Here is a 26,574-nt window from a genome sequence, read left to right on the forward strand (position 1 = left end):
AGCCGCCGGCTGTGACATCCGGTTAGACCTTGCGGTTGTAGAGCCGCTTCGCCCAGAAGTAGCCGGCCAGTGCGATGCCCGTGCACCAGGCCAGCGCGATCCACAGCTCGTTGCCGAGCGGCCGGTCCAGCAGCAGCGCCCGGATGGATTCCATGATCGGGGTGAACGGTTGGTACTCGGCGAACCAGCGCACACCCTCGGGCATCGAGTCCGTCGGCACGAAGCCGCTGCCGAGGAATGGCAGGAACATCAGCGGCATCGGCAGGTTGCTGGCCGCCTCGACGGTCCGCGAAGCCTGGCCGAGCGCCACGGTCAACCAGACTAGTGCGAACGTGACGGCGGTGAGCAGACCCCCGAGGGCCAGCCAGTCACCGAAGTCGGCGTGCGGTTCGAAACCGATCAGCAACGCCACCCCGGTCACCACCGCCAGGCTCAATAGCGCCTGGACGATACTGCCGATCACGTGCCCGGTCAGCACCGAGACCCTGGCGATGTTCATGGTGCGGAACCGGGCGATGATTCCTTCGGTCATGTCCATGGCAACGGATATCGCGGTGCCCTGGACGGTGGTCGCGATAGTGATCACCAGGATCGCGGGCACCACGTAGTTGACGTACTCGGCACGGCCGCCGGAAGCCCCGCCGAGCCCGGCGCCGAGCGTGCCGCCGAACACGTACACGAACAGCAGCAGCAACAGCACCGGCATGGCGATGAGCTGCACGGTCATTGACGGGTAACGCACCATCCGTCTCAGGTTGCGGCGCACCATCGTCGCCGAATCGCGCAACGGGTGGCTCGCGATCGCGGTGGTCATCGGGCTGTCACCTTCTTGTCGTCGGAATCGCCGGTGAGGGCGAGGAAAACGTCATCCAGGTCCGGCGTGTGCACGGAAAGCCCGTCCACCTCGATCGACTCACTGTCGAGCCGGTCCAGCAGCGCCTTCAGCTCCCGGACGCTGCCGTCGTTAGGCACCCGCAACGACAGTGCGTCGCCGTCGCTGTACGCGGCCCGGCCGAGAAACCGTTGCGCGGCTTGGAAGTAAACGAGTTCGGTGAACCGAAGCTCGACATGGCCGCCGGGAATCCGGCGCTTCAGCTCCTCCGAGGTGCCCTCGGCGACAAGCTTGCCGCCCTCCAGGACCGCGATCCGGTCGGCCAGTTCGTCGGCCTCCTCCAGGTACTGCGTGGTCAGAAAGACGGTGACGCCGCCGTCCACAAGCTCTCGGACGATCTGCCACATTCCGCGCCTACTTCGCGGGTCCAGCCCGGTGGTCGGCTCGTCCAAAAAGATCAGTCGAGGGTTGCCCACCAGTGTCATGGCCAGATCCAGCCGCCGGCGCATACCACCGGAGTACGTGGCCACCGGTTTCCGCGCCGCTTCGGCGAGTCCGAACCGCTCGAGCAGTTCGGCCGCCGCCCGCCTTCCATCCGTTTTGGACAGATGATTCAGGTCGGCCATCAATCGCAGGTTCTCCTCACCGGTGAGCAGGTTGTCCACCGCGGAGAACTGGCCGGTCACCCCGATCGCCGCTCGCACCGAGTCCGGGTCGCCAGTCACGTCGTGCCCGGCGACCTCGGCCCGGCCGTCATTCGGGGCGAGCAGTGTGGACAGGATCTTGACCATCGTCGTCTTGCCCGCGCCGTTCGCGCCAAGCAGCGAGAAGATCGTTCCCCGAGGAACCGTCAGGTCGATTCCGTCCAACACCACCTTGTCGCCGAACGATTTCCGCAGCCCCCTCACCGTGATCGCAGGCCGGGCGGTCTTGTTCGTCATAGAGATCCCCTTAATCGTCGCGAACCGGGTTCAGGCCCGGTGTATGGCGATGTCGCCGAATCCGGTGTGCGCGCGTACTTCCACCGTCTCGCCTGTTTTCTCCGACGGCTCCGACGTCTCTTCCAGTGCGTTGCGCAGCTGCCCGAAGTTGGTCCTCGCATCCAGCCATGCCGAGACACCCGCACCGACGCCGATTTCCAGGTCGCCGGTCGAGGTTTCGAGCACCACGGAACCGTGGGTGACCTCACCGATGCGGATGGACCCGTTGGCGGTCTTCGCGTTCACTCCGCCACTGGCTCGCTCCACCGCGATGTCGCCGTTCGCCGAGCGCACCCGAGCCTCGCCACCGATCGCGCCGATGTCGGTGTTGCCGTTGGAGTTCTTGATCGTGGCACCGCCGTCGATCGCACCGATCCGGATTCGTCCGGTTCCTGTGGTCACCTCGGCATCGCCGGCGACACCCTCGACCGAGACGTGCCCGGCGGAGGTGTTCAGCCGTAGCGGCCCGGTGCGGTCGAGCCGTGCGTGGCCTGCCGAGGATTTGAACCGGCATTCGCCGAGCCGGCCGGTCGACTGGAACTCACCGACGGCCGCGTCGGCCTGCACCTGGGAGCCCTCGGGTAGTTCGATGGTCAGGTCCACCGACCAGCTCTTGGTTGACAGGTGCTCGAACGGGCGCGGGTTCCTACCCTTGATCAGCAGCGTGCCCGCCGAGTACTCGACGCGCACCTGCTTGGCCGCCTTCACATCCGATGGTTCGTTCTCGTTGGTCGGGGTCACCTCGACCACCGTGTCGGTGCGATCGCTCGCGATGAACCGTACGTTGGCGACACTCAGATCGAGGGTCACGATGATCGGTTCCGGCGTATCGAATTTGGGCATAGCTGTCCCCTTCTAACAGGTGAGATGGACGTTCTCGCTGGTGAGAACGCTTGAGAAAGTGGTGCCTGCCGGGCGGCTAGCTGACCCAGCCGGTGTAGTGCTGCTTGCCCCTGCCGCCGCGCTGTTCCATGGCTCGGTTCTGGGTGGGTTGCCGCAACGCGGCCGAGGCGACCCGGCCGAGCCACGCGTTGACCGAGCGGCCTTCCTTCGCTGCCGCTTGTTCGATCGAGGTCTTGAGGTGTTCAGGGAGCCGGAAGTTGATCCGAGCGGTGGCGGCTTCGTCGGCGCTCGCCGCTGCGGTCTCCGGGACCGGCGCGGGCTCCGGCGTGGCCGGGGCGGGTGTGGACTCCGAAGGCGGGGGCGTCACCACGAACTGCGGGTCGCGGCCCCGCAACCGCACCTCCACCGAACCCGGCGCGAGGTCACGGGTGATCTCGTCGGCGGCGGCCGACAGTGCCTCCAGCAGGGTCAGCCGCAGTGCCGACTCGACCGGCCCTGCCAACCGCTCGGCCAGCGCGCGGGCCTCCTCGCCTCCGGCCTCGGCGGCGGTCGCCAGTTCCCGGCCGAGGAAATCCACATACGGTGTCAAGTCCATGGCGCCACTATGGCACATATATGGCGCCATGACAAGCCACGGTGGCGCCACCTGTCGCCACTGCGGCGACTGCCTGGTCCAGGCACCATCGCGGATGGTTCCATGCGGTGGTCGGATGTGAGGCGCTTCGGAAGAGCGAGAAGGGGATGGTTCCGATCGAGGTCCCGCAAGCACACGGGAAGCCTTCATATGACTCGGAAGAGGAGATCTGGCGTACGCTTTGCGCCTATTGCGAGGCTATCGATACCGCCGACTTCGAGGGTGTCGCGAGGCTGTGGGAGCACGGGACGTGGCCGTTCGCCGATGAGTCGGGTTCGGAGCCGGCTCGCCGCTGGCTTGCCGATCACGTGATTCTCTACGACGGACGACCGCACACCAAGCACCAGCTCACGAACGCCGTAATCGATGTCGACGACGAGGCAGGGACTGCTTCCTTCACAAGCTACGCCAGCATCTGGCAGGCACTTCCGGACTTCCCACTGCAACCGATCATCTACGCGCGTTTCAACGGCACGTTCGAGCGTGTGGACGGACGGTGGTGGTGGAGGACGCTCGAGCTGATACCGGACCTGGTAGGCGATACCAGCAGGCATGTTCGCGGATGAGTGAGCGCGCCTACTTCTTGAGAGTCGCGGCGAACTGGCCGAACGCGGCCTGCTCCTCGGTGGACATCGCGTTCTTGGGCAGCAACTGAACGTGCGACTTGCCGAACAGCGCGTACCAGCCCTCGGCGGTCTCCACGATTTCTTCGGCCCAGGACCAGTGCATCCGTGACTCGCAGCCCGTCGAACTCACGGTGAGCCATTCGCTGTCGATCAGCACCTGCTGGTCCAGTCGAAAGTAGCCGGGAAGTGTCCGCATTGCCGAGCGAACCGAAATCCGTGCGATGAAGAACATCATGACCCCACACGAGATCAGCGCGGACGATGCCCAGAACAGCAGTGCGCTGTCACTGAACATGTCGGTGAACTTGGCGGCGCCGACGCCTACACCGCCGAGGGCCACAAGAGCCACGCCCTGCGGCCGCGCCGAGGGCATCCGACGCTCGAACAGGAACCGGAGTGTCCGTCGCAGCTGACTCTCGTCGTAGGGAACCTTCATCGAAATTTGCACGCGGGCAGCCTAGACCGCTTGGTGGGCTCGCATGGTGGGTGCCGCGCGCCTGGCCAGCCATGGGTACCCGCCCACATCGGCGCACGGGCCGGGATCATCGCCAACCGCCGGTCGGGTCCAGCTCCTCGCCGTCGTCTTCGTCGTCATCGAAGGGCTGGTCGAAGATCGACGACAGCGTTTCCTCTACAGGGTTGCCGACCTCGTCCTGAGTGAGGAGGATTCGGCGGAGCACGTTCAGCGGGTACAGGTAGCTTTCCGGGTCATCGGGGGCACCGACGCAGGGGTGGTCGAGCGCCGACGTCTCCCCGGCCGCGTCGAAGAACGGCTCAAGCTCCCCGCTGACGATGTCGGGGATGTACTTCCACACCATCTTTCGGTGGCGGCGGAACACCTCTCCCACGTACCAGATCGCGCCCTGGATGAAGGCCGTCATGCGCTGGTCGGTGAGCTCTTCCATGCTGTTCGCGAATTCCCGGATCAGATCGTCCACGATCCCCAAGGACGCCGGGGTAAAGTCCAGCACGCCCGCGTAGGAGGTCTGTTCGGCCCACCTTTCGTGGTCGTGCTGGCGCTCACCAATCCACCTGAGCAGGTCGGGGTGCCTGGTCGGGTCGTACGTCTTGTCGGGTTCGGTCATTTCCCAAGCCCTGTCCGCGTGAGTTCCGTGACGATGCCGTCGCGGTGGCCTGTCGCGGCGAGACGCCGTCAAGCCACCGGGGAGCTGTCCAGGCATTGTCCACGGCCACCCGTGGTCGGCGGAGTCCGTCCGTGTTCGCCCTGGCAGCAAAAAACCCGCCTCTACCGGCGTTCCTGCTGGTGGTGGCGGGTTTGTGCATATCAGCAAGGGGCGCCCTCGGCAGGATTCGAACCTGCGACACCTGCCTCCGGAGGGCAGTGCTCTATCCACTGAGCTACGAGGGCCCATCGCTGTGCGACCAGTGCAGCTTAGCGCATCACCCTGTGGCCTCCCATGGGTGGGCCTGGGTTTGGTCACTACACCTTAAGGGCGTATGCGTGTGCTGTTCCTCCCGCGATCGGGTACGTCAGCAGTAGGGTCAGTAGGCCAGCCTCACCTGTATTGCACTTATGCGCATACCAATATATGTTCCTTGGTGGGACTGCTGAACCGATGAAGGAGGCGAGGCGATGGGCCACGGCCACGGGCACCTGCCTGCGGCGGGTAGCGCATCAGGGCGCTACGTACGCCAACTGGCCGCCGCCTTGGTCATCGGAGCCGCGTTTCTGACGCTCGAGTTGGTTGTCGGTCTTGCGACCTCCTCGCTGGCGCTGATCTCCGACGCCGCCCACATGCTGACCGACGTGCTCGGCGTCGGCATGGCGCTGACCGCGGTGCTGCTCGCGCGCCGCAGCGGCCCCACGTTCAACCGCACGTTCGGCATGTACCGCGCCGAGGTGCTCGCCGCGCTCGGCAACGCGGTGTTGCTGTTCGGCGTCGCCGGATACGTCACCTTCGAGGCGGTCGCCAGGATCGGCGACCCACCCGCCGTTCCCGGGCTTCCGGTGCTGCTGGTCGCCGTCGCGGGCCTGTGCGCCAACGTGGTCGCCTTCCTGCTGCTGCGCGGCGGCGCGAGGGAGAGCCTCAACGTCAGGGGCGCCTACCTCGAGGTGATCGCCGACCTGATCGGTTCGTTGGGGGTGTTGGTCAGCGGCACCGTCACCCTGCTCACCGGCTGGCGCTACGCGGACCCCATCGCGGGTGTGGCCATCGGGTTGTTCGTGCTCCCGCGCACCGTGGTGCTGGCACGCAGGGCGTTGCGCATTCTCTTCCAGCACGCGCCGCAAGGGGTGGACGTCGCCAAGCTGAACGCCGAACTCGCTCGCCTGCCCGGTGTGGAGGACGTCCACGATCTGCACGTCTGGACGCTCACCTCCGGCATGGAGGTGGCCTCGGCACACCTGACCGTCCACGCGGAGACCGACACACCCGCTGTGCTGGCCGCCGCGCAGAAACTGCTCTCGACGGGCTACTCGATCGAGCACGCCACCTTGCAGGTCGAGCCGAGGGAATCCGCCCGCCGCTGCGCGCAACTCTCCTGGTGAGCCCGCTCAGGGGAACGGGAGCGGTTTCGCGCCGCGCTCGGCCAGCAGCTGCCGCATCAGCTCCATCTCCGTACCCTGCGACTTGAGCATGCTGTCGGCGAGCGTGCGCACGGCAGGAATTTCGGCGTGGTCGTAGGCGTACCGCGCCATGTCGGCCCCACCTTGGTGATGGCGCAGCATCAGCTGCAGGAAGTACACGTCCAGTTCCTTGCCGGACAACGAACGCAGCTTGGCCAGCTCGTCACTGGTGGCCATACCCGGCATGGGCGCACCGCCTCGGGAGCCGGCGTCACCGCCGGAGCCCGCGTCGTGCCCGCCGTGTCCCTGTGGCTGCTCCATCCAGGTCATGGGCTCACCCAACAAATCCTCGGGCTGGTCCCACAGCATCAGCCAGCCCTTCATCCGCCCGACCTGCTCCAGCTGCGTGCTGCCGATGTCGAAGGCGAGCTGGGCGATCTTGCCATCGGTGCTGCGGTCGCGTGCCAGGTTCGCCATGGTCACCGCCTGCAGGTGATGCATCGACATGTCCTGGGCGAAGCCGACCTCCACCGACCCCGCAGCCGGCGTCGGTGCCTGCTCGGACTGCCTTGCCTGCGTGATCAGCATCCCGACCGTGGCCCCGATCAACAGCACGGCCAAAGCCGCCGCGCCGAAGATCACCACACGTGACCAGGTGGTGGTGCCCGCCAGCGACCCGTCGTCCCCGGTCTCGGTCTCCTGCGGCTGTGTCAAGGTCACGGCTCAGCTTCCCGCGGGCGAGCCCGGTTGGGGCTGGTTGCTGCCCATATTGTCCTGCGCGGCGCCCTCGGTGCCCTTGTAGTCCATCGGCTTGGCGTCCGGTCCTGGCGGTTGCGGGTTGAACGCGGGCGGGTTGGCGACGTCGAACTGCTGGGAGTCGCAGGTAGCCCCCACCTCGGGGTAGGTGCTGGCATTGCGTCGCAGCGCCGCGATGAACTGGTCGATGCGCTCGTCCTCCGCGCTGTCGACCTTGAGTTGGTGGCCCCACGACTGCAGCGAGATCGGGGAATCGAGGCCGGGGTATGGCGACAGCATCATGAACGGCTTGCCGTCCACCCGCACGCGGAGCTGCTCCAGTGCCTCACCGTTGATGTGGTCGGGGTTGTAGGCGATCCACACCGCCCCGTGTTCGAGTGAGTGCACCATGTTCTCGGTGCGCACGGCGTTGGGGTACACCACACCGGAACAGGTGGCCCAGACGCCGTCGTGCGGGCCTCCGAACGGTGGATTCTTGTCGTAGGCGACGCGCTCTGTCGGCAGCACGTGGGCTCCACCCGCGTACTGCTCGGTCTTCACACCCTGGATGCCCTTCGACGGGTCGGGGTTGCGCTCGGAGGGCGTGAACGACGCCGCGGCGGCCTCTTCCCGGTCGCGCTGCTCCCGCTTGTCGCTGGACGCGACGTAGTAGTAGCCGAAGACCCCCACCGCGAGCAGCAGAATGGCGACGACGGAGATGATCGTGCCCCACGGGGTGTGCTTCTTGGCGACCACCGAACCGCGGGCCGCCTTGACGGCACTCGACTTGGAGGTGCCTTTTCTCTTCGTGCCGCTGGCCATGGCTCCTGCGTTCCGTCCGAGGGATATGCCGCCTACGAAGTGTAGGGACCGGCCATGTGGTCGGTGTCAACGCCCGCCGCCGCGGCACATACACTCGCCTGGTGACCCCCGCTGCTCTCGCTGACCAGGTTCGTTCGTCCGCCACGAAGGTGCTACGGGCGCGCGGCGTCGATGCCGACGTCCTGCCCGGCACCATCACGGTCGAGCGACCGCGCAACCCTGAGCACGGAGACTACGCCACCAACCTGGCGCTGCAAGTGGCGAAGCGGGCGGGGCTGCGACCGCGCGAACTGGCGCAGGCGTTGGCGGAGGAACTGGCACTGGCCGATGGGATCGCCTCGGCCGAGGTGGCAGGCCCCGGTTTCGTCAACGTCCGGCTTGCCGCCGACGCGCAGGGTCGGCTCCTGCGCGACGTGCTCGCGGAGGGGGAGCGCTACGGCCGCGGTGACGACCTGGTGGGCAAGAAGATCAATCTGGAGTTCGTCTCGGCCAACCCCACCGGCCCGATCCATCTGGGCGGCACGCGCTGGGCGGCGGTGGGCGACGCGCTCGGCAGGCTGCTGTCCGCGCAGGGCGCCGGGGTCACCCGCGAGTACTACATCAACGACGCCGGAGCGCAGATCGACCGCTTCGCCCAGTCGCTGATCGCTTCCGCGCTCGGCGAACCCGTCCCGGAGGACGGCTACGCGGGCAGCTACATCGACGACATCGCCGCCGAGGTCCTGCGCAAGGAACCGAACGCGCTTTCGCTGCCGGAGCAGCAGCGGCACGCGACGTTTCGCCGTCTCGGCGTTGAGCTGATGCTGGAGGAGATCCAGCGCAGCCTGCACCAGTTCGGCACCGACTTCGATGTCTACTTCTCGGAGAGTTCGCTGCACGACTCGGGCGCGGTCACCGGGGTTGTCGAGGAATTGAAGGGCGCGGGCAGCCTGTACCTCGAAGCGGACGCGTGGTGGCTGCGCTCCACCGAGCACGGCGACGACAAGGACCGCGTGGTGATCAAGCGCGACGGCACGCCGGCCTACATCGCCGCTGACATCGCATACCTGCGCGACAAGATCGACCGTGGCTTCGACCTGTGCGTGTACATGCTCGGCGCCGACCACCACGGCTACATCGCCCGGCTCAAGGCCGCCGCCGCGGCGCTCGGGCACAGCCCCGACACCGTCGAGGTACTGATCGGTCAAATGGTGAACCTCATCAGCGGTGGTAAGCCGGTGCGGATGAGCAAGCGGGCGGGCAACGTCGTCACCCTTGACGACCTCGTGGAGGCGGTGGGGGTCGACGCCGCACGCTACGAGCTGTCGCGCTACTCGGTCGATTCCGTGGTGGACATCGACCTGGACCTGCTGCGCAAGCACACCAATGACAATCCGGTGTTCTACGTGCAGTACGCCCACGCCCGATTGGCGTCACTGCAGCGCAACGCGGCCGAGTTGGGCCTGCATACGAGGGCGGACGCCGATGTCAGCCTGCTGACCCACCCAAGGGAAGGGGACCTCATCCGCACCATCGGTGAGTTCCCCACCGTGCTGAAGAAGGCGGCGGGGCTGCGCGAACCGCACCGCGTCGCCCGCTACCTGGAATCGCTCGCGTCGGCGTACCACAAGTTCTACGACGTGGCGCGGGTGCTTCCCCAGGGCGACGAGGAAGCGACCCCGCTCACCTACGCCCGCCTTGCACTGTGCGAAGCCACCCGACAGGTGCTCGCCAACGGACTCTCGCTGCTCGGGGTCAGCGCCCCGGAACGGATGTAGCGTAAAGGAAACGCGGTAAATGTGCGCACACCCGGCGGGGCCGCGGCACGCGGAGGTTCACCCGCACGCACCACAGTCAGGTCTCCCACCGTCTACTTCGGAAGAGCTGGATCGGCTGTACCCGAAGGTATGGCCTCGTAACGCCTTCCGCGCCCCCGACGGTGTCGTGCGGATCGCGGGCGTCGACGTCCGCGAGCTGGTACGCACCTACGGCACACCACTGTTCGTCATCGACGAGGCCGATTTCAAGGCGCGCTGCGCGGAGTACGCCGAGGCTTTCGACGATCCGGCGCTGGTGCACTACGCGGCGAAGGCGTTCCTGTGCACCGAGGTGGCGCGCTGGGTCAAGAACCAGGGACTGAGCCTGGACGTGAGCAGCGGCGGGGAGTTGGCCATCGCCTTGCGGGCCGACTTCCCACCGGAGCGAATCGCGTTCCACGGCAACAACAAGTCGGTCGAGGAACTCCAGACGGCTGTCGAGGCCGGGGTCGGGCTGATCGTGCTCGACTCCTTCTACGAGATCGCACGGCTCGCGGAGGTCGCGGCGAGCCGCGACGTCGTGCAACCCGTGCTGGTGCGCGTGACCGTCGGGGTCGAGGCACACACGCACGAGTTCATCGCGACAGCCCACGAGGATCAGAAGTTCGGGTTCTCGCTGGCGGCCGGTGACGCGGCCGAGGCCGTGCGCAGGGTGCTCAACACGCCGTCGCTGCGGCTCGTCGGCCTGCACAGCCACATCGGCTCCCAGATCTTCGACGCGGACGGCTTCGAGGTAGCCGCGCGCAGGGTTATCGGCCTGATCGCCGACCTGCGCAAAGAACACGGTCCCGAGCTGACCGAACAATTGTCTACTGTGGATCTTGGTGGTGGCTTCGGGATCGCTTACACCGAGCGGGACAACCCGCCACCGCCCGCACAGATGATCACGCAGATCAGGGACATCGTTCGCAAGGAATGCGAGTTCGCCGATCTGCCTGTGCCGCGTATCGCGGGAGAGCCGGGCCGTGCCATCGCGGGTCCGGGAACGGTGACGCTCTACGAGGTGGGCACCATCAAGGATGTGGTGCTCGGCGACGACGCCGTTCGGCGGTTCGTCAGTGTCGACGGCGGGATGAGCGACAACATCCGTACCGCGCTCTACGGCGCGGCCTACGACTGCAGGCTGGTCTCCAGGGCGAGTGACGACGGCCAGCCGCAGGAGGTCGGCGCCGCGATGTCCAGGGTGGTGGGCAAGCACTGCGAGTCCGGCGACGTGGTCGTCCGGGACTGCTGGCTGCCCGACACGCTCACGCCCGGCGACCTGCTGGCGGTGGCGGCCACGGGTGCCTACTGCTACTCGATGGCGAGCAACTACAACCGGCAACCGCGGCCGCCGGTGGTCGCCGTGCGCAACGGCACGCACCGGCTGCTGCTGCGGCGGGAGACGTACGAGGACATGCTGCGCCTGGAGGTGCCGTGAGCGAGGATGGTGGGTTTGGCGTGAGCGACCCGGTTAGAGTCGCGCTGCTCGGCTGTGGCACGGTGGGCAGCGAGGTGGTTCGCAGGCTCATCGAGGACAGCGAGGAGTTGGCGGCGCGGGTCGGTGCGCCGATCGAGATCGCGGGCATCGCTGTTCGCCGCCCCGACAAGCATCCGGAGCTTCCGCAGCACCTGCTCACGGCGGACGCCGGTGAACTCGTCGAGTCCGATGTGGACGTTGTCGTTGAGCTGATCGGCGGCATCGACCCCGTGCGCGGCTGGCTACTCACCGCGCTGCGTAAGGGAAAGTCGGTTGTCACCGGCAACAAGGCGCTGCTGTCGGAGTACGGTGCGGAGCTGTCCGAAGCGGCGGACGCGTCCGGAGCCGACCTGTACTACGAGGCGGCCGTCGCGGGGGCGATCCCACTGCTGCGGCCACTGCGGGAATCGCTCGCCGGTGACCGGATCATGCGCGTGATGGGGATCGTCAACGGCACGACGAACTTCATCCTGTCCGCCATGGACTCCACCGGCGCAGGGTACGCAGAGACACTGGACGAGGCGACCAGGCTCGGCTACGCCGAGGCCGACCCCAGCGCCGATGTGGACGGATACGACGCGGCGGCCAAGGCGGCGATTCTCGCCTCGCTCGCCTTCCACAGCCGCGTGACGGCGGCCGATGTGCACCGCGAGGGCATCGCGGGCATCAATGCCTCCGACATCGCGGCGGCGAAGCTGTTCAACCGCACGGTGAAACTGCTCGCGATCTGTGAGCGGGTGGTCGCCGACGACGGCACCGAGTCGGTCTCGGCGCGGGTGCACCCAGTGATGATCCCGCGCAGCCACCAACTCGCCGGGGTCGGTGGCGCGTTCAACGCCGTCTACGTGGAAGCGGAGGCGGCGGGGGAGCTGATGTTCTACGGCCAGGGCGCGGGTGGCGCTCCCACGGCGAGCGCGGTGCTCGGCGATCTCGTCGCTGCCGCACGCAACCGGGTCGCGGGCGGGCGTGGTCCGCGCGAGTCCGCGCACGCCGCCCTTCCGGTACGGCCCATGGGGCAGACCCCTACGAGGTATCACGTGAGCCTCGACGTGGCCGACCGTCCCGGGGTGTTGGCGCAGATCGCGCAGGCGTTCGCCGTGCACGACGTGAGCATCGCCGCCGTGCGGCAGCGCGACCGGCTGTCGACGGCGAGCCTGGTGATCGTCACCCACCTCGCGCCCGACGCGGCGCTGCGGGCGACGGTGGAACAGATCGGCAAGCTGGACGTCGTCCGCGAGGTGGTCAGCGTGATGAGGGTGGAGGGCGAGGATTCGTGAGTACCGCCGAGGCGGCCTCCGCGCGGGCGGGTTGGCCTGGCATCATCCACGCCTACTCCGCTCGCATCCCGATTCCGCAGGGCGCGGAGGTGGTCACTCTTGGGGAAGGCAACACCCCGCTGCTGCTAGCGCCGCACCTTTCGGAACTGACCGGTAGCACCGTGTACCTGAAGGTCGAGGGCGCCAACCCCACCGGTTCGTTCAAGGACAGGGGCATGACCGTCGCGATCACCCACGCGCTCGCGAGTGGGCTGCGGGCGGTGATCTGTGCTTCCACGGGCAATACCTCGGCTTCGGCTTCGGCATACGCCGCAAGGGCTGGGCTCACCAGCGCGGTGCTCGTGCCACAGGGCAAGATCGCGCTGGGCAAGATGGCACAGGCGGTGCTGCACGGCGCGCGGATCCTTCAGGTCGACGGCAACTTCGACGACTGCCTTGAACTCGCCCGTAAGACGGCGGCCGACTACCCGGTCACGCTGGTCAACTCGGTCAACCCGGTGCGGTTGGTCGGGCAGAAGACCGCGGCGTGGGAGATCTGCGACGTGCTCGGCGACGCACCCGACATCCACTGCCTGCCGGTGGGCAACGCGGGCAACATCACCGCGTACTGGGCCGGCTACACCGAGTACGCCGCCGACGGGGTGGTGAGCAAGACGCCACGTATGTTCGGTTTTCAGGCCGAAGGTGCGGCTCCGCTGGTGCTGGGCGAGCCGGTGAAGAACCCCGAGACGATCGCCACCGCGATTCGAGTCGGCAGCCCGGCTTCGTGGGAGTCCGCCGTCAAGGCCCGCAACGCCAGTGGTGGGTTTTTCGACGCCGTCAGCGACGAGCGCATCCTGGAGGCTTACCGGTTGCTCGCCCGCAGGGAAGGTGTGTTCGTGGAACCCGCTTCGGCCACCAGCGTCGCCGGGCTGCTTGCCGCGGCCGCCGACGGCAGGGTGCCGAGGGGGTCGACGGTGGTGTGCACCGTGACAGGGCACGGGCTGAAGGACCCGGCCACTGCCCTGGAGGGAAATGTGGAGGTGGAGCCGCTCGCGGTGGACCCGAGGGCTGTCGCCGTCGCACTGGAGCTGTCGTGACCGCGGGGACGCGCACCGTGACCGTGACAGTGCCAGCTTCGACGGCCAACCTCGGCCCCGGCTTCGACAGCTTCGGGATGGCGCTGGGCCTCTACGACGTCGTCGAGGTGCGCCTGGCCGACTCGGGCCCGCTGGTAGAGGTGATCGACGCCGGTGCTGGCGACATGTCGGACGTGCCGACCGACGAGACGCATCTGGTGTTCGCAGCGCTGCGGCGGGCATGTGCGCACTTCGAACTGGATCTGCCGGACGTGCGGTTGCGTTGCCACAATGCGATCCCGCACGCCAGGGGCCTTGGTTCCTCGGCCGCCGCGGTGGTGGCGGGGATCGCCGCCGGGTACGCGCTCGCGGGCAAGGATGTCGACCACACCGCACTGCAACTCGCCGCGGAGTTCGAGGGCCACGCCGACAACGCCGCGGCGAGCCTGTTCGGCGGGTTCGTCGTCGCGTGGCAGGAGGGCACGCGCTTCCACGCCGAACGGCTGCGGCCGCACCCGTCGATCCGGCCGGTCGTGGCTGTGGCTGCCGAGCGTTCCTCAACGGGGCAGACCAGGGGTCTGCTGCCGGAGCGGATCGCGCACACCGACGCCGCGTTCAACGTCGGTAGGGCGGCGCTGGCCGTGCACGCGCTCACGGCGCGGCCCGACCTGTTGCTGACGGCCACGGAGGACCGGCTGCACCAGGACTACCGCGCGCCCGCGTTCCCAGGGACCATCCGGCTAGTGCGAGCGCTGCGGCAGCGGGGCGTGGCAGCCGCGGTATCCGGTGCGGGACCGTCCGTGCTCGCGCTCACCACCACGGGAATACTCCCGGGGTCTGTCGATGTTTCAGATTTTGACGTCCTTGAACTGCCGGTCGATTCGGCCGGCGTGAGGATCGCCACGAGCGAGTAACGTGAGGCACGCCACGCAGGGGGTGGTTGTTGCACCGCGACCTTGGGCGGTCTACCCTCGGGGGCGTTCGGTCACCGTGCATTTCCGCACCCGGTGCTGGTTCCGGATCTTTCCGGATCGGATCTTCCGTTCGTTCTAGACGGGTTCCCGGTAGACACGGTGGTCGGCCCATTCCCGTGAAGGCGGCTCCGCCGCTTGTGTCCCGCACTCTGGCGTCGGACCCGTCTGCACTGGGAACCTCAGCAGCCGTCTCGCAATCGGACGCGGGCGGCGGTCCGCTGGTCCACCGTGGAGGCGTGGATCGGTCAGGAAGGACATGTGTGAGCAACACCGATCTTTTGAGCGGCGACGTGGAGGCCCAGGCCGCGAGCCAGGGTGAAGGGGAGCAGGCGCCGCAGGCCAACGGCACGGGCACGGCACCGAAGCGGCGGCCGGGGGGTCTCTCCGGCATGGTCATCGCCGACCTGCGCGCGCTGGCCGGTGAGCTCGGCATCACCGACACCACCGGTATGCGCAAGGGAGACCTCATCGCCGCTATTCGTGAACGTCAGGGCAAGACGAAGCGGGTGAAGGCAACGGCCAACGAAGGTAACGAGACGCTGCCACTCGACGGCGTCAGCGAGGCGCGGTCGGCAGGCAAGGCCGACATGGAGGCCAAGGGGGAGAAGAGCGAGCAGCGCACCTCCTCACGGCAGGCCACGGGCGAGCGGTCGCAGCCGACCGGTTCCGAGTCCGCTAAGGGCTCCGAGTCGGCTCCCGCCGCCAAGCAGGGTGACTCGGCCACGGACACCAGGTCCGGCGACGGCCAGCAGGAGGAAGGCTCCGGCCGGAGCAGGCGCAGGCGTGGTTCGTCCCGCCAGGGCGCAGGAGCCGATGGCAACGCGGGGCAGCGCGGCGACGAGGAGTCCGGCCAGCAGTCCGAGCAGCGCGGCGACGGGCAGGGCGAGCAGCGCAAGCAGAACGGCGGGCAGCGCGGTCAGCAGGGCAATGGTGGTCAGGGCGGTCAGGGCACCCAGGACGACGACGAGCGAGGCGGCCGCAGGGGCAGGCGGTTCCGCGACCGCCGCCGCCGCGGTGGCCGCGGTGAGGGCGGCGGTGGCGCCGACACCGAGATCCGTGAGGACGACGTGCTGCTCCCGGTGGCCGGAATCCTCGACGTACTCGACAACTACGCGTTCGTCCGCACCTCCGGATACCTGCCGGGGCCCAACGACGTTTACGTGTCGCTGTCGCTGGTGCGCAAGTACGGGCTGCGCAGGGGCGACGCCATCACCGGTGTGGTGCGCCAGCCGAGGGAGGGCGAGCAGCAGCGGCAGAAGTTCAACCCGCTGGTGCGGGTGGACTCGATCAACGGGCTCGACCCCGAGGTCGCCAAGAAGCGCCCGGAGTTCCACAAACTGACCCCGCTGTACCCCAACGAGCGGCTCCGGCTTGAGACCGCGCCGAACAAGCTGACCACGCGCGTCATCGACCTGGTGATGCCGGTGGGCAAGGGGCAGCGTGCGCTGATCGTGTCTCCGCCGAAGGCGGGCAAGACCACGATCCTGCAAGACATCGCCAACGCGATCACAACGAACAACCCCGAGTGCCATCTGATGGTCGTGCTCGTCGACGAGCGGCCGGAAGAGGTCACCGACATGCAACGCTCGGTGAAGGGCGAGGTCATCGCCTCGACCTTCGACCGGCCGCCGTCGGACCACACCTCGGTCGCCGAACTGTCCATCGAGCGGGCCAAGCGCCTCGTGGAGATGGGGCACGACGTGGTGGTCCTGCTCGACTCGATCACCAGGCTCGGCCGCGCTTACAACCTGGCGGCGCCAGCTTCGGGCCGCATCCTCTCCGGTGGTGTGGACTCGACCGCGCTGTTCCCGCCGAAGCGGTTCCTCGGCGCGGCACGCAACATCGAGGACGGCGGCTCGCTGACGATCTTCGCCACCGCGATGGTTGAGACCGGTTCAACCGGCGACACCGTGATCTTCGAGGAGTTCAAGGGCACCGGCAACGCCGAGCTCAAGCTCGACCGCAAGATCGCCGAGCGCCGGGTGTTCCCCGCGGTGGACGTCAACCCGTCCGGCACCCGCAAGGAAGAGCTGTTGCTGTCGCCGGACGAGCTCGCGGTGACGCACAAGCTGCACAGGGTGCTGCACGCGCTGGACTCGCAGCAGGCCATCGACCTGCTGCTGGACCGACTGCGCAAGACCAAGACCAACATCGAGTTCTTGATGCAGGTGTCCAAGACCGCGCCTGGCGCGGACGACGACTAACAGTGTCAACTAGCAGTGTCAACTAGCAGTGTCAGCCAGCAGTGGGAACAAGGGCGCGGGCAGGAGCGTTGAAACGCTCTGGCAGAATCGCCCGCGTTGACGTCCGGCACCGGTTCACCTCCCCGCACGGAGGACCCGGCGGCCATCGAGAGAGGACACCATGAAGAGCGGTATTCACCCCGAGTACGTGGTCACCACCGTCACGTGTGGCTGCGGGAACACGTTCACGACCAGGAGCACGAAGGCTTCCGGCAATATCCAGGTCGAGATCTGCTCGAACTGCCACCCGTTCTACACCGGCAAGCAGAAGATCCTGGACACCGGCGGCCGGGTCGCGCGGTTCGAGGCTCGCTACGGCAAGCGGCGGGGAAAGAGCAAGGACGCCAAGTAGCTTCAACGGCGGCGCCCGATCCTGTCCCAGTCGGCAGGACGGGCGCCGTTTTCGCGTTCGGACCCGGTCTTCACGAGAGGTAGCCAGAGGTAACCGTGGAATCATCTTCCCTGCGTGGGCTGCTCGACGAGTACGCCGAGCTGGAGCAGCAGCTGGCGGACCCGTCGGTGCACGCCGACCAGGCCCGCGCCCGCAAGCTCGGGCGCCGCTACGCCGAGCTGGCTCCCGTGGTGAAGGCACTGAACGAGCTGGAGAGCGCCCGCTCCGACCTGGCGACGGCCAAGGAACTGGCGGTCGAGGACGAGGGCTTCGCTCAGGAGGCGAGCCAGCTGCAGGAGCGCGTTCCCGCTCTGGAGGCGAGGCTGACCGAACTACTGCTTCCGCGTGACCCCTACGACGCCTCCGACGTCGTGCTGGAGGTCAAGTCCGGCGAGGGCGGTGAGGAGTCGGCCCTGTTCGCCGCCGATCTGGTGCGCATGTATCTGCGCTACGCGGAGCGGCAGGGCTGGAAGGTCGAGATCCTGGACGCCACCGAGTCCGATCTGGGTGGATACAAGGATGTGACCGTCTCGGTCAAGGGCAGGGGCAACGAAGTCAATGGCGTGTGGTCGCGGCTGAAGTTCGAGGGCGGCGTACATCGCGTGCAGCGAGTGCCCGCCACCGAGTCGCAGGGCCGGATTCACACCTCCGCTGCCGGCGTGCTGGTCTACCCGGAACCGGAGGAGATCGAGGTCGAGATCGACCCGAACGAGCTGCGTATCGACGTGTTCCGCTCCTCCGGCCCAGGCGGGCAGAGCGTGAACACCACCGACTCCGCTGTGCGGGTGACGCACCTGCCCACCGGGATCGTGGTGTCCTGCCAGAACGAGAAGTCGCAGATCCAGAACCGGGCGAGGGCCATCCAGGTGTTGCAGGCGAGACTGCAGGCCATCGCCGAGGAGGAGGCCGCTGCGAAGGCGGCGGACGCCCGTCGTTCCCAGGTCCGCACCGTCGACCGCTCCGAGCGCGTGCGCACCTACAACTTCCCGGAAAACCGGATCTCCGATCACCGGGTCAACTACAAGGCCTACAACCTGGATCAGGTCCTCGACGGGGATCTCGACGGGGTCCTCGACGCGCTGCGCGCCGCCGACAGGGAGGAGCGGTTGGCCGCCGCGCAGTCGTGAGCCACCGCGTGGCGCGCGACGCGATCGTGTCCATTGTGCTCGCCCGGCACGACTCGGCGGTCGCGCGGTGCGTTCGCCGCGTAGGTACCCGGCAGCGGTTGGTAGTTGTGCCAGGCTTGAAGCCGTGAAGAGACAGCCCTTGCGACTGGCGATCCTTGAGGCGACCAGAATCCTCGAGCGGGCGGGCGTGGCGTCGGCGAGGACCGACGCGGAACTGATCGCCGCACATGTTCTGGGGGTCGAGCGCGGTAGGTTGCCGCTGGTGCCGCTGGTCGATCCGCCCGTCGTGGAGGCCATCGGCAGGCTCGTCACCGAGCGTGCGAAGCGGGTGCCGCTGCAACACCTCATCGGGTGGGCCGGAATCGGCGGGATAGCCGTCGATGTCGGACCGGGCGTGTTCGTACCACGACCGGAAACCGAACTGCTGCTTGAGTGGGGGCTGAAGCTGCTGAGGGGCCGCGAATACCCGGTCGTAGTGGATCTGTGCACCGGGTCGGGTGCGCTCGCGCTCGCGGTGGCACACGCGCGAGCAGACGCGGTCGTGTACGCGGTGGACAACGACCCCAGCGCGCTGGCATGGGCCCGGCACAACGCCGAAGCCCGCAAGCGCGCTGGAGACACGCCGATCCGCCTCTACTCCGGCGACATCAGCGACCCCACGGTGTTCGCGGAGTTGGACGGCCTCGTGGACCTGGTGCTGTGCAACCCGCCGTACGTTCCGGAAGGCACACCCGTGCCGCCCGAGGTCGCCGACTACGACCCGCCGCAGGCGGTTTTCGCCGCCGAGGGCGGCCTGGCGGTGATCCGGCACGCGGTGTCCGCGGCGGCGAGGCTGCTGCGGCCCGGCGGGGGCGTCGCGATCGAGCACGACGACACCCACGGCAAGGCCGTGCCGCCGTTGTTGCGGGCACGCAGCGTCCTGACCGACGTCGTAGACCACGCCGATCTGGCGGGAAGGCCGCGGTTCGTGACGGCTCTGCGGGTCTAGCGAACGCCGAACAGAATCCTGATCACCAGGAAGAACGGCAGCGCGAGCAGCACGAGCTTCCAGAACTCCCACTGCCGCTCGCTTCTGCGCGCGATCAGCCAGGTCGCCAGCGCAGCCACCACGGCGGGCACGATCATCGACCCGATGAAGGCCCCTGCGACTCGTGCCGAAGGCAGGCCACCGAGGATGGCGACGGCCACGAAGAAGTTGACCGGCACCCACACCAACGTGGCCAGCAACGTGGTGCCGAAGCCGTTGCGTCCACCGGATGTCCGCGGCGGTGGCGCCTGCTCGGCGGGGTTCACCGGCGGTGCCACCGGCAGGTGCGGTGGGACCGGTTCGGGGTGCTGCGGGCTGCTCATGGGTGTATTCCTACCGCACTCGTCGTTGGGCATGGTGTAGCGCTACCGCCGGTTGCCACCGCCGCCGGTGCGGTCGGGCGTGGCTCGCTAAGCTTCGGCCATGAGCGCGGTGTACGACTGCGGTGAACCGCAGACGAGGGCCGACGGCCTGCGGGCCGCCGCCGCGGCGGTGCGGTCGGGCAGGCTGGTCGTGCTGCCGACCGACACGGTCTACGGGATCGGTACCGATGCCTTCGACGGCGTCGCGGTACGGGGGCTGTTGCAGGCAAAACGCAGAGGCCCGGACATGCCCGTCGGCGTGCTCGTCGGCTCGTGGTCCACAGTGGACGGACTGGCGCTCGGTGTGTCGCGGCAGGCCAGGATGCTCATCGAGGCGTTCTGGCCGGGCGACTTGTCCATCGTGCTGCCGCACTCTCCCAGCCTGAACTGGGACCTCGGCACCACGAGAGGCACGGTCATGCTTCGGATGCCGCTGCATCCCGTCGCACTCGAATTGCTTCGCGAAGTGGGTCCGATGGCCGTCTCCAGCGCCAACGTCTCGGGTCAGCCACCCGCGGCGACCGCGCAGGAGGCGCTCGACCAGCTCGGCGATTCCGTGGCGGTCTACCTCGACGGCGGTCCGAGCGGGGAACCCGTTCCGTCAACGATCGTCGATCTCACCGGTGAGGAGCCGGTGCTACTGCGCGAGGGTGCGGTGAGTGCCGAGGCCGTTTCCGAGGTCCTCGGCGTCGAGGTCGGCCCCCGCTCGTGACCGTTTCCGGTAACGGTAGCGTTGCGCACCGTGATCCCGCAGAGTCCCGTCGGCAGGGGATGACACATCCGTGACCCCCGTTGTGACCGCAGGCTTGCCCATCCGCGAGTACATCCTCGTCGGACTCGTTTCCGCGGCCCTGACCTTCCTGCTGACCGGCGTCGTGCGCCGCTTCGCCATCAAGGTCGGTGCCGTGGCGGTGCCGCGCAAGCGCGACGTGCACGTGTTGCCTATCCCGCGCATGGGCGGGCTTGCCATGTACCTCGGGGTGCTCGGTGGCATGGCGATGGCCCACCAGTTGCCGGTGCTGCGGCGAGCCTTCGAGTACTCCTACGACCCGGTCGCCGTGCTCGTCGGCGGTGGCGTGATCGTGCTGATCGGTGCGCTCGACGACCGGTTCGAGCTGGACGCGTGGACCAAGCTCGCAGGGCAGGTGATGTGCGCGGGCATCCTCGTGTTGTTCGGCCTGCAGTGGGTGTCGTTCTGGGTGCCGTGGGGCGGTGACGCCGACGCGATCGGCCAGGTCATCATCCTCGATCGCAACCAGGGCGGTCTGCTGGCCGTGCTGCTGGTCGTGGTGATGGTCAACGCCATGAACTTCGTCGACGGCCTCGACGGGTTGGCAGGCGGCCTCGGCCTCATCGCCGCCGCTGCCACGCTGGCGTTCTCGCTGGGTCTGCTCGCCTCGTCAGGAGGTGATGTCGGCACCTACCCGCCCGCGCTGATCGCGGCGACCCTGGCGGGTGCCTGCCTCGGGTTCCTGCCGCACAACTTCCAGCCCGCGAAGATCTTCATGGGCGACTCCGGGTCGATGATGATCGGCTTGATGCTCGCGGCGGCCAGCACGTCGGCGTCGGGCAAGATCCAGTACCAGCTGTTCGACGCCACCGACGTGGTCGCGTTGCTCTCGCCGCTGTTCGTGGTGGCCGCGGTGCTGTTCCTGCCGTTGCTCGACCTTGTGCTCGCGGTGGTGCGGCGAACCCGGCGCGGTGAGAGCCCGTTCGCCGCCGACAAGATGCACCTGCACCACCGGTTGCTCGAGATCGGTCACTCGCAGCGCAGGGCGGTGCTGCTGATCTATCTGTGGGCGGGGCTGCTGGCGTTCGGTGCTGTCGCGGCGACACTGTTCGACACCTGGGCAGTGTTCTGGATCACGTGTGCCGGGTTGCTGGTGGCCGCGCTCATCTCGGCGGTCCCTAGACTGAAGTCCAGAAACCAGCAGGGAGCCCCATGACCAACGACAACTCCGGCGACAGGACCGACACCGGCAAACCCAACCCGCACGCACAGCAGGTGCTCAAACTCGCCGACGCGATGCTGCGCACGGCGCTGTGGCCCGCGGTCGTCGCGGTGCTGCTCGGGATGATCGTCGCGACCGTCCTCGTCGGGCTTCCCGGGCTGTTCGGCGCGGCTGTCGGCGGCGCGGTCGCGTTCGCGTCGTCGCTGGTCACACTGTGGCTGATGCGCAAGACGTCGAACATGGACCCGATGGCCGTGATGGCACTCGCACTCGGCGGCTACATCCTCAAGCTGCTCGTGCTGCTGGGCGTGATGACCCTGTTGAAGGGCATCGACGCGCTGCACCCCTACGCGGTCGCTTTCACCTTCCTCGCGGTGGTGCTGGTCTGGGCCGCGGCCGAGGCCATCGCGTTCCGCCGAACCAAGATCCCGACGATCATCCCGGACTCCGGCGAGTAGGCGGGGAACCGGTAAAGGAGTACGGCCGTACGGAGTGGCTTGGAAGGCTGGTATCGTCCGCGCCATGGGGCGGTCACGGTTGGTCCGACGACAGCCGCCAGCCGCTTCCAGGTACCCGATCTGTATCGGGTACGTTAAGTCCAGATCGTGACGATTCCCCCGGCGGAGTGAACGCCGGCCGGGAGAACCGGAAGGAGCCCAGTTGGGCGCGCTGGTACTAGCCGAAGGTGGCGAGTTCGCCCCTCCTGGCGCCGGAGACTTCAACCTGCCGCCGATTTTCCTCGGCATCACCAAGCCCATGCTGCTTGTGGTGCTGTCGGTAATCATCATCGGGGCGTTCTTCCTGCTGACCTCGCGGAACCTGAAGATCGTACCGGGCAAATGGCAGTTCGCCGCGGAGTCGGTGTACGACTTCGGCCGTAACAACATCGCGCGAGAGCAGATCGGATCGAAGGACTTCCGGCCGTTCGTGCCGCTGATCCTCGCGTTGTTCACGTTCATTCTCGTGAACAACATCTTCGGGATCGTCCCGCTATTCCAGTTCCCGACGATGTCGCACATCGGATTCCCGCTGGCACTTTCCGTGCTGGTCGTGTACCCCGTTTACCACTTCGTGGGAATCAAGCGGCACGGCCTCGGCGGGTACCTGAGGAACCAGTTGGCCCCCGCTGGCGTACCGAAGCCGATCTACCTGCTGCTGACGCCGATCGAGTTCCTGCAGAAGTTCATCATGAACCCGATCACGCTGGCGATCCGAGTTTTCGCCGCGATGTTCGCAGGGCACCTCATTCTGCTGGTGTTCACCATCGGCGGCGAGTATCTGCTGTTGGAGGCGGCCCCGGCGTTGAAGGCGATGTCGGTGGTGTCGTTCGCCTTCGCCATTCTGCTCACCTTCGTGGAGGCGCTGATCCAGGTTATCCAGGCCTACGTGTTCGCGGTGCTGTCGGCGGGCTACATCGGCATGGCACTGGCTTCCGACCACTGACGGGCCGCATGAGCGCGACCACGAGCAGGAACTGACGCAAAGCCCCCGATCCGCAGAGGCTGCGGACCGAGTTGAAAGGGATATGTAAGTGAGCAACATTGTTCTCGCGCAGGCCGCGGAGGCCGCGGTCGACATCAACCCGGGTCTTGCCGCTATCGGCTACGGTCTCGGCGCCATCGGCCCCGGTATCGGTGTCGGTCTGATCTGGGCGGCAGTCATCAACGGCACCGCGCGCCAGCCCGAGGCCCAGGGCAAGCTGATGGGTATCGCCTGGACCACGTTCGTGCTGACCGAGGTGCTCGCGCTGATCGGCCTGGTCATCTACTTCATCTCCGCCTGAGCCGGCCTGCGGCTGTTTGGGAGACGCTGTGCTCAAGACATCGATGATCCTGGCCCAGGAAGAGGAGCCGAGTCCGGTTCTGCCGCACCTGTCCGAGGTCATTCTCGGCCTGGTGGCCTTCCTGATCCTGCTGTGGCTGCTCAAGAAGTACGCGGTGCCGCGCTTCGAGAAGCTCTACGAGGAGCGGACCGCCAAGATCGAGGGCGGCATCGAGAAGGCCGAACACGCTCAGGCCGAGGCCGAGCAGGCGCTGGCGCAGTACAAGGCGCAGCTCGCCGAGGCGCGAACCGAGGCGGCCAAGATCCGCGACGACGCGCGGGTGGAGGCCGAGCAGATCAAGGAAGAGCTGCGGGAACAGGCCCAGGAAGAGGCACGGCGGATCGTCGCGCAGGGTGAGGCCCAGCTGCAGGCCCAGCGCGCGCAGATCGTGGCCGAGCTGCGGGCCGAACTCGGACGCAACGCCATCGAGCTGGCCAGCCGGATCGTCGGCGAGTCGCTCGAGGACGAGGCGCGCCGCCGCGGCACCGTCGACCGGTTCCTTGCCGAACTCGAAGCCAGTGGCAATGGTGCGGCCGGAGCGAGGAAGTAGGGCGTAGATGACGCTGCATGCTGCGAGCCGCGAGGCTCTGAGCTTCGCCGAGGCTCGGCTCGACGAGGTGCTCGGCGACGCGGGCGCTGACCCGTCCGCGGTCGGGGAGGAGCTGCTCTCCGTGGTGGGCCTGCTCACCAGGGAGATCGGGCTACGGCGGGCCGTCTCCGACGGCTCGTCGGACCCCGAGGCCCGCAAGCGGCTGGTCAGGAGCCTGCTGGAAGGCAAGGTCTCCGACCCCTCGCTCCGGGTGCTCGACGCCGTCGTCGGCAACCGCTGGTCCAGCTCGCGCGAGCTGGTGGACGGTATCGAGGCACTAGGGCAGACCGCGCTGCTCACGGGGGCCGAAAAGGGCGGCAAACTGGACACGGTAGAGGACGAGCTGTTCCGAATCGCCCGTATCCTGGACACGGAACCTGAGCTGGAGCGGGCACTGTCGGACAAGACAGCTCCCGCTGACGCGAAGCGGACCCTGATCCGCAACCTCGTCGCGGACAAGGTCGACCCGATCACCGCGGTGCTGGTGGAGCAGGTCGTTGTCCGCCCGCGTGGGCGCAGCGTCGCGAGCGGCGTTGACAGGCTCGTCGAACTCGCCGCGGCGCGCAGTCAGCGCTCGGTCGCATACGTCAAGAGCGCGACGGAGTTGACCGGTGAGCAGCGGGAGCGGTTGGCGGCAAAGCTCGGGCAACTGTACGAGCGGTCGATCGCGTTGCACGTCGAGTTCGACCCGAGCATCGGGGCCGGCCTGGTCGTGCGGGTCGGCGACGAGGTGATCGACGGCAGCGCCGCCGGTCGGCTCGACGCACTGCGCAGGCAGCTGACCGGCTGATCGCCCGGTGAGCGAACAAACTTTGCATACTGGCAGGAACGAAGTGAGAGCGGGAACGACATGGCGGAGCTGACGATCTCCTCGGATGAGATCGCCAACGCGATCGAGAACTACGTCTCGAGTTACTCCCCGGACGTGAGCCGGGAAGAGGTCGGCGTCGTCGTCGACACCGGTGACGGCGTTGCCCACGTCGAGGGACTGCCGTCCACCATGGCCAATGAGCTGCTGGAGTTCCCCGGCGGCATCCTGGGCGTCGCGCAGAACCTGGAACCGCGTCGAATCGGCGTCGTCATCCTCGGTGACTACGAGTCCATCGAGGAGGGCCAGGAAGTCAAGCGCACCGGCCGAATCCTGTCGATTCCGGTTGGCGACAACTTCCTCGGCCGCACCATCGACCCGCTCGGCAAGCCGATCGACGGCCTCGGTGACATCGAGGCCACCGAGCGGCGCGCTCTCGAACTGCAGGCCGCCTCGGTCGTCGAGCGGCAGCCGGTTGGCGAGCCGCTGCAGACCGGTATCACGGCCATCGACGCGATGACTCCCATCGGCCGCGGTCAGCGTCAGTTGATCATTGGTGACCGCAAGACCGGTAAGACCGCCGTCTGCGTCGACACGATCATCAACCAGAAGGCGAACTGGGAGAGCGGCGACCCCACCAAGCAGGTGCGCTGCATCTACGTCGCGGTCGGCCAGAAGGGTTCCACGATCGCGTCGGTGCGCCAGTCCCTCGAGGACGCGGGCGCCATGGAGTACACGACGATCGTCGCGGCGCCGGCGTCCGATTCGGCCGGTTACAAGTGGCTGGCTCCCTACTCCGGCTCGGCACTCGGCCAGCACTGGATGTACCAGGGCAAGCACGTGCTGATCGTCTTCGACGACCTCACCAAGCAGGCAGAGGCCTACCGCGCGATCTCGCTGCTGCTGCGCCGCCCGCCGGGCCGCGAGGCGTTCCCCGGTGACGTGTTCTACTTGCACTCCCGCCTGCTCGAGCGCTGCGCGAAGCTGTCGGACGAGCTGGGTGGCGGTTCGCTCACCGGTCTGCCCGTGATCGAGACCAAGGCGAACGATATCTCCGCCTACATTCCCACGAACGTGATCTCGATCACCGACGGGCAGTGCTTCTTCCAGTCCGACCTGTTCAACTCCGGCCAGCGGCCCGCCGTCGACGTGACCACGTCGGTGTCGCGAGTCGGTGGTGACGCGCAGATCAAGGCGATGAAGACGGTGTCGGGTTCGCTGCGGATCGACCTGTCCCAGTACGAGGAGCTGAAGGCGTTCGCCGCCTTCGCCTCCGACCTGGACGCGGCTTCGAAGGCCCAGCTCGACCGAGGCGCGCGGCTCTACGAACTGCTCAAGCAGCCGCAGTACTCGCCGATCCCGGTCGAGCAGCAGGTGGTGACCGTGTACCTCGGTACGAACGGGTACTTCGACGAGGTCCCGATCGAGGACACCGCCCGCTTCAACAGCGAGCTGCTGCAGAACCTGCGGCACAAGCACGACGACATCCTGGCCGAGATCCGGGACAAGGGCGTGTGGAGTGACGATCTCGCCGAGCGGATCGTCGCCGCGGTCGCCGAGTTCAAGAAGGGCTTCACTACCTCCGGGGGTGGCCAGCTTTCCACCGGACCGGAGGCCGAGCCCATGGAGGCCGACAAGGTGGGGCAGGAATCCGTCAAGGTGCACCGCCCGGCCCCGACGAAGAAGTAGG

At 67.6% G+C, this 26,574-nt stretch carries 28 protein-coding genes and 1 tRNA gene; 19 read left to right on the forward strand and 10 right to left on the reverse strand.

Going from position 1 to position 26,574, the window contains the following annotated elements; translation table 11 throughout:
• Nucleotides 1–22: 22 nt before the first annotated feature.
• The 4 genes from FHU38_RS05905 to FHU38_RS05920 form a co-directional block, all read right to left on the reverse strand.
• Nucleotides 23–814, reverse strand: coding sequence for an ABC transporter permease (locus tag FHU38_RS05905; protein ID WP_167167358.1), 792 nt, complete (start codon nt 812–814; stop codon nt 23–25).
• Nucleotides 811–1,773 (reverse strand): ATP-binding cassette domain-containing protein, encoded by a 963-nt coding sequence (locus tag FHU38_RS05910; RefSeq protein ID WP_167167361.1) that lies wholly within the window; start codon nt 1,771–1,773, stop codon nt 811–813. The genes FHU38_RS05905 and FHU38_RS05910 overlap by 4 nt, the downstream gene beginning before the upstream one ends.
• Before the next feature lie 30 nt (nt 1,774–1,803).
• On the reverse strand, nt 1,804–2,655 hold the full coding sequence (locus FHU38_RS05915) for a DUF4097 family beta strand repeat-containing protein (RefSeq protein ID WP_167167364.1): 852 nt from the start codon (nt 2,653–2,655) through the stop codon (nt 1,804–1,806).
• Between the two features lie 76 nt (nt 2,656–2,731).
• Complete coding sequence (locus FHU38_RS05920; RefSeq protein WP_167167367.1) at nt 2,732–3,250, reverse strand: hypothetical protein; 519 nt, start codon at nt 3,248–3,250, stop codon at nt 2,732–2,734.
• Nucleotides 3,251–3,396: 146 nt separating this feature from the next.
• Here FHU38_RS05920 and FHU38_RS05925 point away from each other — a divergent pair, with 146 nt between their 5' ends.
• Entirely contained in the window at nt 3,397–3,855 is a 459-nt protein-coding gene (locus tag FHU38_RS05925; protein ID WP_167167370.1) for a nuclear transport factor 2 family protein, read from the forward strand.
• A gap of 10 nt (nt 3,856–3,865) precedes the next feature.
• Here FHU38_RS05925 and FHU38_RS27910 read toward each other — a convergent pair whose 3' ends face one another.
• The 3 genes from FHU38_RS27910 to FHU38_RS05940 all read right to left on the reverse strand — a co-directional run bounded on the left by FHU38_RS27910 (nt 3,866) and on the right by FHU38_RS05940 (nt 5,284).
• Complete coding sequence (locus FHU38_RS27910; RefSeq protein ID WP_167167373.1) at nt 3,866–4,363, reverse strand: YcxB family protein; 498 nt, start codon at nt 4,361–4,363, stop codon at nt 3,866–3,868.
• Between the two features lie 94 nt (nt 4,364–4,457).
• Nucleotides 4,458–5,000, reverse strand: a complete 543-nt coding sequence (locus FHU38_RS05935) for a hypothetical protein (RefSeq protein WP_167167376.1) — start codon at nt 4,998–5,000, stop codon at nt 4,458–4,460.
• A gap of 211 nt (nt 5,001–5,211) precedes the next feature.
• A tRNA-Arg gene (locus FHU38_RS05940) sits at nt 5,212–5,284 on the reverse strand.
• 225 nt (nt 5,285–5,509) lie between these two features.
• Here FHU38_RS05940 and FHU38_RS05945 point away from each other — a divergent pair.
• Entirely contained in the window at nt 5,510–6,424 is a 915-nt protein-coding gene (locus FHU38_RS05945) for a cation diffusion facilitator family transporter (protein WP_167167379.1), read from the forward strand.
• A gap of 6 nt (nt 6,425–6,430) precedes the next feature.
• Here FHU38_RS05945 and FHU38_RS05950 read toward each other — a convergent pair whose 3' ends face one another.
• Nucleotides 6,431–7,156, reverse strand: a complete 726-nt coding sequence (locus FHU38_RS05950) for a DUF305 domain-containing protein (RefSeq protein ID WP_208416001.1) — start codon at nt 7,154–7,156, stop codon at nt 6,431–6,433.
• A 9-nt stretch (nt 7,157–7,165) separates the two neighbouring features.
• Nucleotides 7,166–7,999: a DUF3105 domain-containing protein gene (locus tag FHU38_RS05955; protein ID WP_167167385.1), complete on the reverse strand. Its 834-nt coding sequence runs from the start codon at nt 7,997–7,999 to the stop codon at nt 7,166–7,168.
• A 101-nt stretch (nt 8,000–8,100) separates the two neighbouring features.
• Here FHU38_RS05955 and argS point away from each other — a divergent pair, with 101 nt between their 5' ends.
• The 9 genes from argS to prmC all read left to right on the forward strand — a co-directional run bounded on the left by argS (nt 8,101) and on the right by prmC (nt 19,312).
• On the forward strand, nt 8,101–9,756 hold the full coding sequence (argS, locus tag FHU38_RS05960; protein ID WP_167167388.1) for an arginine--tRNA ligase: 1,656 nt from the start codon (nt 8,101–8,103) through the stop codon (nt 9,754–9,756).
• A 19-nt stretch (nt 9,757–9,775) separates the two neighbouring features.
• On the forward strand, nt 9,776–11,215 hold the full coding sequence (lysA, locus tag FHU38_RS05965) for a diaminopimelate decarboxylase (RefSeq protein WP_167167392.1): 1,440 nt from the start codon (nt 9,776–9,778) through the stop codon (nt 11,213–11,215).
• Nucleotides 11,216–11,235: 20 nt separating this feature from the next.
• Complete coding sequence (locus FHU38_RS05970; protein ID WP_167167395.1) at nt 11,236–12,531, forward strand: homoserine dehydrogenase; 1,296 nt, start codon at nt 11,236–11,238, stop codon at nt 12,529–12,531.
• The gene (gene thrC / locus FHU38_RS05975) at nt 12,528–13,610 is read left to right on the forward strand and encodes a threonine synthase (protein ID WP_167167398.1); all 1,083 of its coding nucleotides are present in this window, start codon (nt 12,528–12,530) and stop codon (nt 13,608–13,610) included. The genes FHU38_RS05970 and thrC overlap by 4 nt, the downstream gene beginning before the upstream one ends.
• Nucleotides 13,607–14,503 (forward strand): homoserine kinase, encoded by an 897-nt coding sequence (gene thrB, locus FHU38_RS05980; RefSeq protein ID WP_313886670.1) that lies wholly within the window; start codon nt 13,607–13,609, stop codon nt 14,501–14,503. Before thrC ends, thrB begins: the two co-directional genes overlap by 4 nt.
• A gap of 320 nt (nt 14,504–14,823) precedes the next feature.
• On the forward strand, nt 14,824–16,767 hold the full coding sequence (gene rho, locus FHU38_RS05985; protein WP_167167401.1) for a transcription termination factor Rho: 1,944 nt from the start codon (nt 14,824–14,826) through the stop codon (nt 16,765–16,767).
• Nucleotides 16,768–16,927: 160 nt separating this feature from the next.
• Entirely contained in the window at nt 16,928–17,158 is a 231-nt protein-coding gene (gene rpmE, locus FHU38_RS05990; protein ID WP_167167404.1) for a 50S ribosomal protein L31, read from the forward strand.
• A gap of 95 nt (nt 17,159–17,253) precedes the next feature.
• On the forward strand, nt 17,254–18,324 hold the full coding sequence (prfA, locus tag FHU38_RS05995; RefSeq protein WP_167167408.1) for a peptide chain release factor 1: 1,071 nt from the start codon (nt 17,254–17,256) through the stop codon (nt 18,322–18,324).
• A 124-nt stretch (nt 18,325–18,448) separates the two neighbouring features.
• A complete protein-coding gene (prmC, locus tag FHU38_RS06000) occupies nt 18,449–19,312 on the forward strand; it encodes a peptide chain release factor N(5)-glutamine methyltransferase (RefSeq protein ID WP_167167411.1) in 864 nt (287 codons plus the stop codon).
• On the opposite strand, the gene FHU38_RS06005 is transcribed toward prmC, so the two are convergent.
• Nucleotides 19,309–19,674: a hypothetical protein gene (locus FHU38_RS06005; protein ID WP_167167414.1), complete on the reverse strand. Its 366-nt coding sequence runs from the start codon at nt 19,672–19,674 to the stop codon at nt 19,309–19,311. The two genes, prmC and FHU38_RS06005, sit on opposite strands and share 4 nt — an antisense overlap.
• Nucleotides 19,675–19,774: 100 nt before the next feature.
• Between FHU38_RS06005 and FHU38_RS06010 the strand changes: the two genes are divergently transcribed.
• The 8 genes from FHU38_RS06010 (at nt 19,775) to atpA (ending at nt 26,573) form a co-directional block, all read left to right on the forward strand.
• On the forward strand, nt 19,775–20,425 hold the full coding sequence (locus FHU38_RS06010; RefSeq protein ID WP_167167417.1) for an L-threonylcarbamoyladenylate synthase: 651 nt from the start codon (nt 19,775–19,777) through the stop codon (nt 20,423–20,425).
• A 70-nt stretch (nt 20,426–20,495) separates the two neighbouring features.
• Nucleotides 20,496–21,659, forward strand: a complete 1,164-nt coding sequence (locus FHU38_RS06015) for a glycosyltransferase family 4 protein (protein ID WP_167167420.1) — start codon at nt 20,496–20,498, stop codon at nt 21,657–21,659.
• Entirely contained in the window at nt 21,656–22,123 is a 468-nt protein-coding gene (locus tag FHU38_RS06020) for a hypothetical protein (protein ID WP_167167424.1), read from the forward strand. Before FHU38_RS06015 ends, FHU38_RS06020 begins: the two co-directional genes overlap by 4 nt.
• Before the next feature lie 202 nt (nt 22,124–22,325).
• On the forward strand, nt 22,326–23,108 hold the full coding sequence (gene atpB, locus FHU38_RS06025) for a F0F1 ATP synthase subunit A (RefSeq protein WP_167167427.1): 783 nt from the start codon (nt 22,326–22,328) through the stop codon (nt 23,106–23,108).
• A gap of 88 nt (nt 23,109–23,196) precedes the next feature.
• Nucleotides 23,197–23,448 (forward strand): ATP synthase subunit c family protein, encoded by a 252-nt coding sequence (locus FHU38_RS06030; RefSeq protein ID WP_009155686.1) that lies wholly within the window; start codon nt 23,197–23,199, stop codon nt 23,446–23,448.
• Nucleotides 23,449–23,476: 28 nt separating this feature from the next.
• A complete protein-coding gene (locus tag FHU38_RS06035) occupies nt 23,477–24,037 on the forward strand; it encodes a F0F1 ATP synthase subunit B (RefSeq protein ID WP_313886671.1) in 561 nt (186 codons plus the stop codon).
• A gap of 7 nt (nt 24,038–24,044) precedes the next feature.
• Entirely contained in the window at nt 24,045–24,866 is an 822-nt protein-coding gene (locus tag FHU38_RS06040; protein WP_167167430.1) for a F0F1 ATP synthase subunit delta, read from the forward strand.
• Nucleotides 24,867–24,926: 60 nt separating this feature from the next.
• Nucleotides 24,927–26,573: a F0F1 ATP synthase subunit alpha gene (gene atpA / locus FHU38_RS06045; RefSeq protein WP_167167433.1), complete on the forward strand. Its 1,647-nt coding sequence runs from the start codon at nt 24,927–24,929 to the stop codon at nt 26,571–26,573.
• The last annotated feature ends 1 nt before the right edge of the window (nt 26,574 follow it).

The organism is Saccharomonospora amisosensis, assembly GCF_011761185.1.
Taxonomy (GTDB): Bacteria; Actinomycetota; Actinomycetes; order Mycobacteriales; family Pseudonocardiaceae; genus Saccharomonospora_A; species Saccharomonospora_A amisosensis.

Excerpts from the sequence above, each read along its gene's own strand:
- FHU38_RS05905 (WP_167167358.1), bottom strand. The coding sequence starts at position 814 with ATGACCACCGCGATCGCGAGCCACCCGTTGCGCGATTCGGCGACGATG.
- FHU38_RS05910 (WP_167167361.1), bottom strand. The coding sequence starts at position 1,773 with ATGACGAACAAGACCGCCCGGCCTGCGATCACGGTGAGGGGGCTGCGG.
- FHU38_RS05915 (WP_167167364.1), bottom strand. The coding sequence starts at position 2,655 with ATGCCCAAATTCGATACGCCGGAACCGATCATCGTGACCCTCGATCTG.
- FHU38_RS05920 (WP_167167367.1), bottom strand. The coding sequence starts at position 3,250 with ATGGACTTGACACCGTATGTGGATTTCCTCGGCCGGGAACTGGCGACC.
- FHU38_RS05925 (WP_167167370.1), top strand. The coding sequence starts at position 3,397 with ATGGTTCCGATCGAGGTCCCGCAAGCACACGGGAAGCCTTCATATGAC.
- FHU38_RS05935 (WP_167167376.1), bottom strand. The coding sequence starts at position 5,000 with ATGACCGAACCCGACAAGACGTACGACCCGACCAGGCACCCCGACCTG.
- FHU38_RS05945 (WP_167167379.1), top strand. The coding sequence starts at position 5,510 with ATGGGCCACGGCCACGGGCACCTGCCTGCGGCGGGTAGCGCATCAGGG.
- FHU38_RS05955 (WP_167167385.1), bottom strand. The coding sequence starts at position 7,999 with ATGGCCAGCGGCACGAAGAGAAAAGGCACCTCCAAGTCGAGTGCCGTC.
- lysA (WP_167167392.1), top strand. The coding sequence starts at position 9,776 with ATGTGCGCACACCCGGCGGGGCCGCGGCACGCGGAGGTTCACCCGCAC.
- rpmE (WP_167167404.1), top strand. The coding sequence starts at position 16,928 with ATGAAGAGCGGTATTCACCCCGAGTACGTGGTCACCACCGTCACGTGT.
- FHU38_RS06005 (WP_167167414.1), bottom strand. The coding sequence starts at position 19,674 with ATGAGCAGCCCGCAGCACCCCGAACCGGTCCCACCGCACCTGCCGGTG.
- FHU38_RS06010 (WP_167167417.1), top strand. The coding sequence starts at position 19,775 with ATGAGCGCGGTGTACGACTGCGGTGAACCGCAGACGAGGGCCGACGGC.
- FHU38_RS06020 (WP_167167424.1), top strand. The coding sequence starts at position 21,656 with ATGACCAACGACAACTCCGGCGACAGGACCGACACCGGCAAACCCAAC.
- FHU38_RS06040 (WP_167167430.1), top strand. The coding sequence starts at position 24,045 with ATGACGCTGCATGCTGCGAGCCGCGAGGCTCTGAGCTTCGCCGAGGCT.
- atpA (WP_167167433.1), top strand. The coding sequence starts at position 24,927 with ATGGCGGAGCTGACGATCTCCTCGGATGAGATCGCCAACGCGATCGAG.